The sequence below is a fragment of the Rhodopseudomonas sp. AAP120 genome, assembly GCF_001295845.1.
Classification (GTDB): Bacteria; Pseudomonadota; Alphaproteobacteria; order Rhizobiales; family Xanthobacteraceae; genus Rhodopseudomonas.
Map to the genome: position 1 here is coordinate 51,122 of NZ_LJIC01000079.1, position 12,402 is coordinate 63,523.

Below are 12,402 nucleotides of genomic sequence, written 5' to 3' on the forward strand. Positions count from 1 at the left end.
CGCCGGACTAACGGGGCGGCGGCCGGCGGAGGCTTGCGGGCGGCGCGGCTTGTGGGGGCCGTGTCAGTCTCGCCGCGGCGGCGCGCGGTGCGGGACCATGTCGTTGACCTGGCTCAGCACGGCGACCGTGGCGCGGAGGCGGTTGAGGCGGCGGGCGTAGGTCAGCATCAGGCCGATCAGAAAGGCGCTGCAGAGCGAGGTGAACATCAGAAACGCCGTGACTTCGTCGGTCATGAAAGGCCCCTATGTGAATCGCCGGCGCTTTGAATCGCCGGTGCCGCGGCGGCGCGCGGCCACGAAGACGATCAGCCTAACCGGCAAACCGCGCGGCGGCCATGCGCGCCGACAAATTCCGGCGCGGCGCGGCGGCGATCCTGCGCGATGGCTAATCGTCGATGAAGCCGCTGCGCTGCAGCACGGCGGCGCCGCGCCGGCGCTGGCGTTGCTACTCGTGATAGAACGGGCCGTGCGGCTCGGTCAGCGAGTGGTCCCAATGCGTGGCGTGGTGGGTCGTGGTCCGGCACTTGGCACAGTGATATTCGCGGACCTGATAGCCCGGCACCAGCGGCCGGTTGCCGATCAGGTCGAGCGGTTCGTTGCAGGCCGGGCAGATCGGGGTGGTGGTCATGCGCGCCATCCGAATCAGGAGTTTCCCGAGGTTAGTCGGCGCCGCGCAATGCGCCACCGCAGCGCGATACCCGGTCCGAAAGATTCGCCGCGGCGGCGCGTCGCAGGCGGGGTGTGTAGCACCGCCTCTCCGCGCGTCGTTCCGGGGCACGCGCAGAGCGCGTGAACCCGGAACCTCGGGGCTAGTGGACAGGCGCGCTCAACCGCGCGGGATTCCGGGTTCGCTCGCTGCGCGAGCGCCCCGGAATGGCGGGATTGGGGCGCGAGGGAAGGCCGTCGCCCTGCCCGGGTCGCGCGGACCTAGGCCAGGTCGAAGGTCAGCGTGCCGAGCTTTTCGATCCTGCTGGTGATGCGGTCGCCCTTCTTCAGCCAGACCTGCTTGTCCTTCGGCATGCCGATGATCACGCCCGACGGGGTGCCGGTGAAGATGATGTCGCCGGGCTCCAGCGCGAACAGTTTCGACGTGTAGGAGATCACCTTCTGCGGGTTGAAGATGAACTTCGACGTGTTCGACTTCTGGCGCGGCTCCTTCTCGTCGTTGACATAGGTCTCGATCGTCAGATTGTTGGGATCGACCAGGTCGGCGCTGACGAAATACGGGCCGATCGGCGCAAAACCGTCGAGCGTCTTGCCGACCATCCACTGCCCGCCCTTCTCCAGCTGCAGATCGCGCGCCGAGAAATCATGGCCGACCGCGTAGCCGGCGACGTAGCTCAGCGCGTCGGCCTCCGAGACGTTGCGGGCGGTCTTTCCGATCACGATCACCAGCTCGGTCTCGTAGTCGAACTTGGTGGAGATGTCGGCCGGCGGCAGCTTGATGGTGGTTTTGTGCGGCGCCAGCGTGTTGTTGTATTTGTTGAACAGGATCGGCTCCTTCGGCAGCTTCTCGCCGGCCTCCTCGGCGTGCTCCTTGTAGTTGAGGCCGACGCAGACGATCTTGCCGGGATCGGTGAACAGCCGGCCGAACTTGATCGACGCCTCGTCCTTGACGAAGTCCGGCTTGTCCTTGGCGGCGGCGACCAGGCGCTCCAGCGCCGGCACGCCGCCGACCATCAGCAGGCTTTCCAGCGACTGCGGCACGTCGAGGTTGAGCACCTTGCCGGCGGCGGCGACGTCGAGCACGCCGTTGTCCAGCTTGACGCCGAGCGTCTCGCTGCCGTCCTCCTGCAGCATCGCCAGCAGCGTCATGCCGCGCGGCATCTGCGGCGCCGCCGCCGTCGCGGGCGCCGCGGCCTTCGCCGGCGCCAGCTCGCCGAGCGCCGCGCCGCCGATGCCCGCCGCCACCGCGGCCGTGATGAAATCGCGCCGTGTCGTCATGGATCCCTCCCTCGAGATTGTAGTTAGCCGCGCGCCGGCCCGCCCGGGCACCGCACGCCGAGCTTAGCGGCGCGCGCGCATTGCGCCAGCGCCGCCGCGTCTGTTCCCGCCGCAACGGAGCCATGCGGACGGATCTGCGCGGACGGCGCCGCAGCAATCGCCGCGGCGGCGCGGCGCCCGGCCCCGCAACCCTTCCTTAACGCCGCCGGCTTATCGTTAACGCGGCGTAACCCGCGCGTCCGGCCCCGGCTCCTCATGTTTCGCATCGACTTCAACAAGCTGCGCTTCCTGGTCTGCGACGACAATCCGCACATGCGCCGGATCCTGCGCACGCTGCTGCATTCGTTCGGCGCCCGCGAGGTCTACGAAGCCGAGGACGGCGCCACCGCGCTGGAAATGTCGACGCATGCGGCGCCCGACATCATCATCACCGATTGGGAAATGCCGATCTTCGACGGGCTGGAACTGGCGCAGATGATCCGCCAGCCGGACTCCAAGGCCAACCCGTTCGTGCCGATCATCATGCTGACGGCGCATTCGGAAAAGCGCCGCGTGACGCTGGCGCGCGACGCCGGCATCACCGAATTCCTCGCCAAGCCGATCTCGTCGAAATCGCTGTATCAGCGGGTGCTCAACGTGGTGGCGAGCCCGCGCCCGTTCATCAAGACGCGCAATTACTTCGGCCCCGACCGCCGCCGCAACACTTCGGGCGGCTATATCGGCCCGGAACGGCGCGGCACCGGCGAGGCCGACATCATCCAGCAGCCGTCGCTGCTCGACAAGGCCAAGGTCACCAGCTGATGACGCGGAAACGCCCCGGCGACATCCAGGTCGCGACCTATCCGGATCACCAGGTGATCACCCAGGCCAATCCGCTGCGCAAGGTGATGCGCCGGGTCGCCGAGGAGCCCGCCGACGCGGCGATCGCGCGCGCCGAGCAGGCGCTCGCCAGCCTGTCGGGCGAGTTCGGCGACTGGATGAACGTCGAGGCCGACCGCCTCGCCGCCGCCTTCGCGGCGCTGCGGCGGGACGGCGTCTCCGACGAGACCCAGGGCGAATTGTTCCGCGCCGCGCACGACATCAAGGGCGACGCCGCCACCTTCGGCTATCCGGCCGCGGCCGCCGCCGCCGAGAGCCTGTGCCGCGTCATCGAACACGCGCCGGATCTGGCGCGCGTGCCGGACGAACTACTCGCCAACCACGTCGACGCCGTGCAGGCGATCGTCCGCGAAGGCGCCCAGCACGGCAAGGCCGAGCTGCAACGCGCGCTGATCCGCAAACTCCGCAGCGTCGCCGACGAGTATCTCGCCTCGGTGAACAAGGACCGCCCGGAGCACCTCGAAGCGATCTTGGCGCCGAGCATCGTGCCGGGGGAGTAGTTCGTCGTTTCCTCTGACCTGTCCGCCACGGTGACAGCCCTCATGGTGAGGAGCTCGGCGCCGCTCGCAGAGCGGAGCCGAGCGTCTCGAACCATGCGCAGCGCGCGATGATGCGCCGACGGCACGCGCGGCCCATCCTTCGAGACGCCCGGCTTCGCCGGGCTCCTCAGGATGAGGATGACGCGAGTTGATCGTACAGAGGGAAGTGCGCCACGCAGCCGACATCGCCGCACAGCGCGTAGCTACGCCGCCATTCGCTCGAGGCGAGCGACGAAGTGCTCGGCGAGCATGTCGTCGCAGAACGCGCTGGCGTCTTCGCGGGCGGATTCGGTGGCGAAGCGGCGCAGCAGGATCAGCAGCGGCGCGGCGGCGTCCTCGCTGGTTTCGCAGCGGGTCAGCACGCGCTCGACCATCAGCCGGCGCAGCCGAGCCGCGCCGCCTTCGCTGTCGACGAAGCCGATCTCGTGCAGCGCCTCGAGCGCGGCGCGGAACGCCGGATAAGTCGCCTGCGGCAGGCCGGCGCGCGACAGCAGCGCGTTGAGACTTGCGCCGCGGGCGTGCAGCAGCGCGCCGACGCGGGCCTGCGGCAGATCGGACAGTTCGGCCAGCGCGTGTTCGAACAATTCGAGATTGCCGGACAACAGCGCGCGCAGGATCAGCCCGGCGGTGAGCTGGCCGGTGACGCGCAGATGCCGCATCAGCGCCCGCATGTCGTCGCCGCGCGAGCGCGCCGCGACGGTGACGGTGGAGCGGTCGAGCGCCTCGGCGGTGGCGCGCGCGGCGCGGTCGACCGACAGCCAGCCGCGCGCGACGACGAATTGCTGCAGCGTGTCGGACAGTTTGGCGACCAGCGCCAGCCGCGTCGCCGCCGGCAGATCCTCCAGCACCAGCATCGACTCGCGGATCGCCGCGAGATGGCCGTGGCGCTCGACGATGCGATCCCACGAAAACGGCGCCAGTTCGGCGTGCGGATTTTCGATCAGTTCGAGCGCCGCGGCGGCGGAGCCGACCTCGGCGATCGCCGCACACACCGCCGCCGGCAGCCGCACGCGGCGGGCCACCGCGCATTGCACGGCGTCGTCGCCGGTGGCGACGAGGTCGACCAGGTCGGCGTCGAGCAGCAGTGGCGAGAGTTCGAGCACCGGCAGCGCCACCGACGGCTGGTCGGCGGCGAGCGCGCGGACGATCGCGGCCGGCGCGCGCACGCTGCGCGAAAACACCTGCGCCATCGCCTGCCGCACCAGCGGCGAGACGTCGTCCAGCATCATCAGCAGCGCGCCCTCGGCGGCGGCGCGATCGTCCGGGGTGAGATCGGAGATCAGCCAGGCCCGCGCCAACGCCCTTGTCGCTTCGGCGCGCTCACCGGCGGGCGCGTGGCGGATCCAACTAATGAACTGCCGAACGATCATGGCCATTCCGGCTGACTGACGCAACCACCCGGCATCATGCTCCGATGCCGAACGTCACCATTCGTAAACCATGAGACTTAACAAAGGGTTCACCATGATGACGTTGACGATTTGTTAAGTTCAGAGGTTGTTAACCAAAGCGCGCGGGGGCAGGCAACTCATCAATCGAGACGAACCGACGGGCGATGCGCGCTGGCAATGGATCGCTGCAGAGCCCCTACTAACTACGGCGTAGTGATGATCGCCTCTTGCCGAACCTCAACCCTTGCGATGTCCACCCGTCCCCTCCCCGTCATTCCGGGGCGCGCGTAGCGCGAACCCGGAATCCATAGCCCCTGGACTCGCGACTACGCACGACGGCGACGTGGCACGCGGACCCGGGACAACGTGGCCGGCGTTGTGCTGAAGTAACAACGGCCAGGGGGTATGGATTCCGGGCTCGCTCACTGCGTGAGCGCCCCGGAATGACGGGGAGAGGTCGGCATCAAAGCAACGTGTGATCGAGCGCCGTGATACAACGTGTGATCGAACGTCGGGATGCTGAGAATTGTTCGTTCGGTGCGCGGCTGCGCACGACGTCGCACACCTTGCTCGTCCTGCAGGCTGGTATCACCTCGGGCGAGGTGATCAGCTCGCGAAGGCGCCGGTGCGGTCGCTGAACAGGTCGAGCGGCGTCGGCGTGCGGACGGTCGGGGCATAGGAGAGACCCGCGGCGGACGGTGTGGTCGTCGCGGTCGGCGCGTAGGACAGGCTCGGGCCGGTGGACGGCAGGCCTGACGCGCTGGTGGTCGCGGATGCGGCCGGCGTTGCGGACACGCCCGGCGCTGACACGCCCGGCGTGACGCCCGCCGGCGTCACCGGGTTGGTCCAGAGCTGCTGCACGGCCGGCGAGATCGGCTCGTTGCGGTCGCCGCCGAGGAACAGCGTGCGGAACATCGGCTCGCCGGACTGCCGCGTCGAGGACGGCGCGGCGTTGGCGGTCGTGGTGCCGTTCGCCGGCAAGACGCCGCGGACGTCGGGGAAGCTCGACAGATAGGCGGCGTTGTCGGGCGCCGAGGCCAGCACCATCGGGGCGCCGCCGGCGGCGACCAGCGCGCTCTGCGTCGCCGGCGAACTCGCCGCGTTGGTGTAGCGCGACGTCAGATTGTCGTAGACCTGCGCGACGCTGCGGGCGCTGCCGCTGCGGTCGTAGAAGATCGACTGATTGGCGGCGGCGGCGTTCGGAAACAGCGCGGCGGCGACCGCGTTCGGATTGTCCTGCGCGGCGCTGATCAGCTTGGCGGCGCCGCCGGCGCCCATGAAATGCGCCATATAGAGCTCGGCGTCGGTCGGGCGGCGGCCGATCTCGGCGGAAAGCTTCGCGCTGTTGGACTGCGTCAGCGCGCCGGCCATCGCCGAGCTGATCACCGGATCATTACGCAGATCCATGATCGCCTTGCGCGCGTCCGGATCGCTGACCGAGTATTGACCGGACGGCGACTTGCTGATCGCGTCCGCATAGGCGCCGTAGCCGAACTGCGCGCCCGCTTCCTTGACGGTGCCGAGCCAGGTCTGGTCGATGAACTGGTACAGGCCCTTGGCTGAGGACGTGGACGCCGTCGCCTGCGGGTTGAAGTCGGACTCCATCTTGGCGGTGGTCAGGAGATATTCGAAGCTGGCGCCGGTCGCCCCGGCAGCCTGCTTGATGGCGCCGGCGATCCGCGTCCGCGCCTGGTCGACGATCGAGACCGCAGACGTGACGATATCGGTCGACATAATGGAAGCCCCCGCTCCCCGAGCGCACTGCGTCCGCATCCCAGCGCGGCGCTGTGGCGCGACCCTGCGGCAGGTATGGTTAACGAGGGGTTAATGCGCGGGAGCCACCCCGCTCGCAGTGTCACCTGCCGCACCGCTAAACCGGGGTCCCGCATCTGCGGCGCACCGCTGCGCGCTGCGCCGCGTGCGGGACACGGGATTCCTGTTCCCCGGACGCGCTGCAGCGCGGAGCGCTGCTGCGCAGATCCGGGGTCCCGGTTAAGACGCAAACACGGTTGGCGCCGCTGCTACTTCCCGTACACCTTGTCCGGGTCGAAATGCCGATGCGCATCCACCATGGTCAGCAGCGGCTGACCGTCGGGGTCGCGGTCGATGCGGCGGTAGAAGCAGGAGGTGCGGCCGGTGTGGCAGGCGGCGCCGCCGGCCTGGTCGACCTTGATCCAGACCGCGTCCTGATCGCAGTCGATCCGCATCTCCAGCACCTTCTGGACGTGACCGGAACTCTCGCCCTTCTTCCACAGCCGCTGGCGCGAGCGGCTGTAGTACCAGGCGTCGCCGCTCTGGATGGTTTTCTCCAGCGCTTCCGCGTTCATATGGGCGACCATCAACACGTCGCCTGAACGCGCGTCGGTGGTCACGCAGGTGACGAGGCCGCTGGCGTCGAATTTCGGACGCAGCGCGATGCCCTCCTCGACATCGTCGAGGGCGGGGGTTGACCCGGCAGATGAAGTCACAGGCAATTCCTCTCGCAGTCCCGCCGACTTAGCGGTGGTTGCGAATCATCGACATGAACCGCGCCTGCTCCGCCGGATTGTCGCGGAACATGCCGGTGTAGCGGCTGGTGAAGGTCGAGGCGCCCTGCTTGCCGATGCCGCGCACCGACATGCAGGTGTGCTCGGCCTCGATCATCACGGCGACGCCGCGCGGCTTCAGCACCTCGTCGATCGCGGCGGCGATCTGCGCGGTGAGATGCTCCTGGGTCTGCAGCCGGCGGGCAAAAATCTCGACCAGCCGCGCCAGCTTCGACAGGCCGACGACGCGCTCGACCGGCGTGTAGGCGATATGCGCCTTGCCGTAGAACGGCATCACATGGTGCTCGCAATGCGACGTGAAGCTGATGTCGCGGACCAGCACGAAGTCGTCATAGCCGGCCGTTTCACCAAAGGTGCGGTCGAGCACTTCGGCCGGGCACTGGTGATAGCCCTGGAACAGCTCGTCATAGGCCTCGACCACCCGGCGCGGGGTGTCGAGCAGGCCCTCGCGCTCGACGTTCTCGCCGATATAGGACAGCAGCGTCTTGACCGCGGCCTCGGCCTCGGCGCGCGACGGCCGCGGCTGATCCGGCTGCACGGCGGCAGCAAGAAATTCCGACGGGTCGAGTTCGGCGGGCTGGAAATCGGTGCGGGCCTCCGGCGGCTTGCCGGTCCGCAGCGGCTTGATCTTGGCGTCCATCTTCACTCCGTTCGACCGGCCTTTCGGCCGGATGTGTCACCGGGCAGGACGGGCGGTCCACCGCCTTGCGTCTTGATCCCAACGGCGACCGCGGCGGGCTGATCGGCCCCGCGGCTCACCAGATACGGCCGGCGGTTTCGCACGGTCCGGCGGACTGTTCTTCGCAGCCGCCCCTCCTATATAAGATGATACGCCGGAACCGCCAAGACAGCTCCGCCGAATCGTCGGCGGCGGACGGTCCGGCCCGGAAGTCCCGCATGCTGAACGACATCTACAACAAGCGGATCATCGAGCTGGCCGGCAATATTCCGCGGCTCGGACGCCTGCCCGATCCCGACGCCACCGCCACCGCTCACTCGAAATTGTGCGGCTCGACCGTGAAGGTCGACCTCAAGATGGACGGCGACACGGTCAGCGACTTCGCCCACGAGGTGAAGGCCTGCGCGCTCGGCCAGGCGTCGTCGTCGATCATGGCGAGCCACGTGGTCGGCTCCACCGCCACCGAACTGCGCGCGCTGCGCGACGCGGTCCGGGCGATGCTGAAGGACCACGGCGCGCCGCCGGCCGACGGCAAATGGGCCGACATCGCCGTGCTGGAGCCGGTCCGCGACTACAAGGCGAGGCACGCCTCGACGCTGCTGACGTTCGATGCGGTGGTGGATGCGATCGGTCAGATCGAAGCGAAGCGCCAGGAAACGGCGACGGCCTAGCCTTGCAGGACGGGCAAAGCGAAGCGAGCGCACGCCTTCCCCGTGTCCCGCACGAAGATGCAGCGCGCAGCGATGCATCGCAGATGCGGGACCCCGGTTTTCTCCAGCGTGAGGACTGCTCGATAGGCTCCCCTGTTACCTGCTGTCCGGCGGAACCGGGGCCCCGGATCTGCGCCGCGGCGTTGCACGCCGCAGCTTGTCCGGGGCACGGGGGATGGGCGGTGCCTGGCCCTGTAGGGCTGCAAAACGAAGCGTACCCACCCCTTCCCGTGTCCCGCACGAAGATGCAGCGCGCAGCGATGCATCGTAGGATGCGGGACCCCGGTTTTCTCCGGTCGTAGGGACTGGTCGATCGGCCCCCCTGTAACTTGCTGCCCGGCCCAACCGGGGCCCCGGATCGGCGCCGCGGCGTGCACGCCGCGGCTTGTCCGGGGCACGGGGATGGGGTGTGCTAATGTCCCGGCGTCGGCGGCGAGGTCGGCGCTGTGCCGCCGGTCGGGAGCGCGGCTTCGGCGGTTTTGGTCGGGGCGGTGGGGGCCTGGACGAAACGGTCCTGGACCGGCTTGGGGCCAGCGGCGACCGGCGTTCTGGTGCCCTCGCCCTGCTGCGGCAGCAGGTCGGCGATCGCCTCGGTGGTCACCAGATTGGCCTCGCCGAGTTCCTGGCGCGACATCTGATGCAGATCTTCCCAGGGCGCGACGCTGAGCGCGAGCTGCAGCAGGTCGCCGGTGCCGCCCATGTCGAAGGTGTACTTCACCAGCCGGCCGATATCGCGCTCGATGATGGTGACGTCCTGTGCCGTGTAGCTGGCGGCGCGGGGATCGTCGGCGCGGTCGCCCATCCAGATCTGGTGGACGCGGACGCGGGCGCCGTCGGGCACGTAACGCGTGGTGCCGGACAGCAGCAGGAACACGCACATCGACTCGCAATAGGCCTCGGGCACGATGCTGGCGTGCATCCCCGCCGGCGTCGGCGTCTGCACGCTGGTGCCGACCGTGGTCATCAGGCGCATCTTGCGCCAGCGCCGGCCGAGCGCGATCGCGTCGTTGACCGAGCCGCCGCTGGAATCCAGCACCAAAGTGGCGCCGTCGAGCACGCGGCTGCCGGCGAAATCGTCGAAATCCTTCGGGGTGTCTGCGGTGACGATGCCGACCGCGGTGATCCAGCCGCCGCAATTCGGTTCGCAGGCGACCCAACCGAACCGCATCGGCAGCTTGCGCGCCTCGAGCGTGCCGCCGGCTTTGGCCAGCTCGACCGGAGCGGAGGCGGCGCTGATCAGCACGAGGCCGAGCGCGGCGGCGCGTAGCAGCGCGGATCGAGCGAACCGGGACAAGACAGCGGCGTTCACCGAGCCTCCTCACATCTCCGTCAACGATGGCGCAAAAGGTTCCAGCCGGATCGAGGTGGAATCTGTCACGCTTGCGTTATCTAATGGTCATGGAAAATCCGGCGTTGATCAATCGCAAAGCCATCAACTCCTGCTGCGCCGCACTCAAGAAAGTGCGATATTTCCGTGTGTGTGGCGCATTTGCAGCCAGCGCCGCGTTCCACGATCAGGAACCCGGCAAATCGGCGATCAACCGCGAGGCAGAGTGCTCGTGAAACTTCCAGCGACAGCGACCGATGCGGCGCGCGCCCTCGCCCGGCTGCCGCGCAACGCCGGCCGCGGGCTGATCTGGGTGTATCGGCACAGCTTCTCGGCGCTGGTCGGCTCCAACTGCCGGCACGTCCCGACCTGCTCGCAATATGGCGACGAGGCGATCGGGCGGTTCGGGCTGTGGGCCGGCGGCTGGATGACGTTGGCGCGGCTGGTGCGCTGCAATCCGTTCGGGACCTCGGGTATCGACAACGTGCCGGCCACCGCCCCGCGCGGCGCGCGCTGGTACCTGCCCTGGCGCTATGCGCGCTGGCGCGGCGTCAACGGACCGCCCACCACACCTTGATGCGGTTGACGGCCGGCGGGACGGTCATACGATGACGGCCGATCATCGGGCGCCCGCGGCGCGCAGTTTATTCGTCTGCAATTACTTCATCCATTTCATCACCGGGGTTTTGCCATGGCGGATGGAAGCGTTGTCGAAAACGACTCGGCCTTGACGCTCGCGCTGCGGCGCGGCGATTTCGCGATCATCTTCCACTGGTTCTTCCGATGCTTCCTGTGGACGTCGGTGTTCGGCTTCCTGCTGCTGCTGGCCGCAACGCTGCCGACGCTGCACGAGGCGGCGTTTCGGATCGTCGGCCTCAGCTTCATCTTCGCCGCGGCCTGCACGGTCAGCGGCTGGGTGCTCGGCCTGCTGTTCGGCATCCCGCGTTCGCTGTCGCGCCCGCAGGGCGGCTCCACGCCGGCCGCAGCGGCGACACCGGCCACGGCGGCTTCACCGCTGTCGAGCCGGGTCAACACTAATCTGGAAGACATCTCCGACTGGCTGACCAAGACCCTGGTCGGCGTCGGCCTGACCCAATTGTACTTCGTGCCGCACTATCTGTGGGAGGCGGCGGCCAAGCTCAACAAGCTCGGCATTCAATGGGATGCGGGCGGGCAGATTCTGGTGCTGGCGCTGTTCCTGTACTTCGCGCCGGCCGGATTCTGGCTCGGCTATGTCGGCACCCGCACCATCCTGACGCGCCTGTTCGACGACATCGAACGGCCGCCGGCCGCCGCCATCAAGACGTCGCTGGCGCCCGACGCGCTGAAGCTCGACCCGCAAGGCAAGCTGGAGCCGGCCACCAACCCCGAGGTGCGGGCGGCCGACGCGGTGCTGCTGAAATTCCCGATGACGGCGCTGAATACGCCGCGCGAACTCGCCGCCTGGGGTGTCGCCAACGCCCGTAACAACAATCTCGAAGGCGCCGCCGTGGCCCTGCTCGAAGCGAGCCGCGCCGAGCCTTCCGAGCCGGCTTTCAAGCAGGCGCTGGCAAAGATCTACACCGCGCAAGACCGCAAGGACGACGCGCAGCAATTGCTGAAGGACGACGACACCAGCGACGTCGCCGTCTACAACGCCCTGTCCGAACCGCCGCCGGACGGCTTCGACAAAGCGATCAGGATCGGCACCCGGCTGGAGCAGCAGCCCGGCGCCGATCGCAATCTCAGCCTGCATATCTGGATGGCGGCCGCCTATGGCCAGCAAAGCCGCTACGCCACGAGCAAGGAAGACTCGGCGCTGCGACGGCAGGCCCGCGACAGGGTGCTGGCGGAACTCAAGGCCGCGCTCGCGATCGACCGCGACCAGACCCGGCAATTGCTGCGGCAGGCGCCGCAGCGCGCGATCTACCAGGACCTCGCCCAGCTCGTGGCCAACGATGAGGAACTGGCCGCGCTGCTCGCTTAGTCCGGTCCGAGGCGATCGCCCGGGGCGCCTTGGTCCAGGCGACCCGCGACCCGCGCTGCGAGCCGCGTCAGCCGCGCCGGTTCTCCGGCACGGCGATGTCGTCGAACTGCTCGGCGAGCCGGTGCAGCGCGGCGCGTAGTTCGGGGCCCTGCATGGCGGCGCCGTGGCCGGTGATCACCAGCTCGGGCTCGAGCGCGGCGAGCGCCGCGACCGAGCGCTTGGCGCTGGCCCAGTCCGGCGTGAAGTACATCGGCGGGCCGTGCATCTGCGGCTCCTGGGTGATCGCCGCATAGACCGATTCCTGCTGCGTGGTGACCACGGCATCGCCGGCGATCAGCAGCCGGTCACGCGCGCGCCACAGCGAGATGTGGCCCGGCGCATGGCCGGGCGTGTGAACGGCCCGCCACTCCGGCAGCGGCGG

Annotated in this window: 15 protein-coding genes; 6 read left to right on the plus strand and 9 right to left on the minus strand. The window is 68.7% G+C overall.

The annotated features are described in order from the left end of the window. Positions 1–63: 63 nt before the first annotated feature. The 3 genes from IP86_RS29105 to IP86_RS14195 all read right to left on the minus strand — a co-directional run bounded on the left by IP86_RS29105 (position 64) and on the right by IP86_RS14195 (position 1,944). Positions 64–234: a hypothetical protein gene (locus IP86_RS29105; protein WP_197279809.1), complete on the minus strand. Its 171-nt coding sequence runs from the start codon at positions 232–234 to the stop codon at positions 64–66. Between the two features lie 211 nt (positions 235–445). Beyond that, positions 446–628: a hypothetical protein gene (locus IP86_RS14190; RefSeq protein WP_054163198.1), complete on the minus strand. Its 183-nt coding sequence runs from the start codon at positions 626–628 to the stop codon at positions 446–448. Positions 629–927: 299 nt separating this feature from the next. Further along, positions 928–1,944, minus strand: a complete 1,017-nt coding sequence (locus IP86_RS14195) for a fumarylacetoacetate hydrolase family protein (RefSeq protein ID WP_054163180.1) — start codon at positions 1,942–1,944, stop codon at positions 928–930. 255 nt (positions 1,945–2,199) lie between these two features. Between IP86_RS14195 and IP86_RS14200 the strand changes: the two genes are divergently transcribed. Continuing rightward, on the plus strand, positions 2,200–2,745 hold the full coding sequence (locus tag IP86_RS14200) for a response regulator (protein ID WP_054163181.1): 546 nt from the start codon (positions 2,200–2,202) through the stop codon (positions 2,743–2,745). Beyond that, entirely contained in the window at positions 2,745–3,323 is a 579-nt protein-coding gene (locus IP86_RS14205; protein WP_054163182.1) for an Hpt domain-containing protein, read from the plus strand. The genes IP86_RS14200 and IP86_RS14205 overlap by 1 nt, the downstream gene beginning before the upstream one ends. A 242-nt stretch (positions 3,324–3,565) precedes the next feature. Here the strand turns inward: IP86_RS14205 and IP86_RS14210 are convergent, their stop codons facing one another. From IP86_RS14210 to folE, 4 genes are all read right to left on the minus strand, one after another. Continuing rightward, positions 3,566–4,732 (minus strand): DUF2336 domain-containing protein, encoded by a 1,167-nt coding sequence (locus IP86_RS14210; RefSeq protein ID WP_054163199.1) that lies wholly within the window; start codon positions 4,730–4,732, stop codon positions 3,566–3,568. A gap of 627 nt (positions 4,733–5,359) precedes the next feature. After that, positions 5,360–6,487, minus strand: a complete 1,128-nt coding sequence (locus tag IP86_RS14215; protein ID WP_054163183.1) for a transglycosylase SLT domain-containing protein — start codon at positions 6,485–6,487, stop codon at positions 5,360–5,362. Positions 6,488–6,774: 287 nt separating this feature from the next. Next, a complete protein-coding gene (hisI, locus tag IP86_RS14220) occupies positions 6,775–7,221 on the minus strand; it encodes a phosphoribosyl-AMP cyclohydrolase (protein WP_054163184.1) in 447 nt (148 codons plus the stop codon). Positions 7,222–7,249: 28 nt separating this feature from the next. Then, positions 7,250–7,939, minus strand: coding sequence for a GTP cyclohydrolase I FolE (folE, locus tag IP86_RS14225; protein ID WP_054163185.1), 690 nt, complete (start codon positions 7,937–7,939; stop codon positions 7,250–7,252). A 257-nt stretch (positions 7,940–8,196) separates the two neighbouring features. Here folE and IP86_RS14230 point away from each other — a divergent pair, with 257 nt between their 5' ends. Further along, the gene (locus IP86_RS14230; protein WP_054163186.1) at positions 8,197–8,649 is read left to right on the plus strand and encodes an iron-sulfur cluster assembly scaffold protein; all 453 of its coding nucleotides are present in this window, start codon (positions 8,197–8,199) and stop codon (positions 8,647–8,649) included. 451 nt (positions 8,650–9,100) lie between these two features. Here the strand turns inward: IP86_RS14230 and IP86_RS14235 are convergent, their stop codons facing one another. Next, on the minus strand, positions 9,101–9,997 hold the full coding sequence (locus IP86_RS14235; protein WP_054163187.1) for a COG3904 family protein: 897 nt from the start codon (positions 9,995–9,997) through the stop codon (positions 9,101–9,103). An 89-nt stretch (positions 9,998–10,086) separates the two neighbouring features. Between IP86_RS14235 and IP86_RS28705 the strand changes: the two genes are divergently transcribed. The 3 genes from IP86_RS28705 to IP86_RS14245 all read left to right on the plus strand — a co-directional run bounded on the left by IP86_RS28705 (position 10,087) and on the right by IP86_RS14245 (position 11,981). Next, positions 10,087–10,251 carry a hypothetical protein gene (locus tag IP86_RS28705; protein WP_156332504.1) on the plus strand — a complete coding sequence of 55 codons (165 nt, stop codon included), beginning with the start codon at positions 10,087–10,089 and terminating at the stop codon, positions 10,249–10,251. Then, positions 10,248–10,592 carry a membrane protein insertion efficiency factor YidD gene (gene yidD / locus IP86_RS14240; RefSeq protein WP_054163200.1) on the plus strand — a complete coding sequence of 115 codons (345 nt, stop codon included), beginning with the start codon at positions 10,248–10,250 and terminating at the stop codon, positions 10,590–10,592. Before IP86_RS28705 ends, yidD begins: the two co-directional genes overlap by 4 nt. A gap of 150 nt (positions 10,593–10,742) precedes the next feature. Next, the gene (locus tag IP86_RS14245) at positions 10,743–11,981 is read left to right on the plus strand and encodes a hypothetical protein (protein ID WP_156332505.1); all 1,239 of its coding nucleotides are present in this window, start codon (positions 10,743–10,745) and stop codon (positions 11,979–11,981) included. 67 nt (positions 11,982–12,048) lie between these two features. Here IP86_RS14245 and IP86_RS14250 read toward each other — a convergent pair. Continuing rightward, positions 12,049–12,402, minus strand: a 354-nt coding sequence (locus IP86_RS14250; RefSeq protein ID WP_156332506.1) for an MBL fold metallo-hydrolase, incomplete at its 5' end; no start/stop codon positions are given.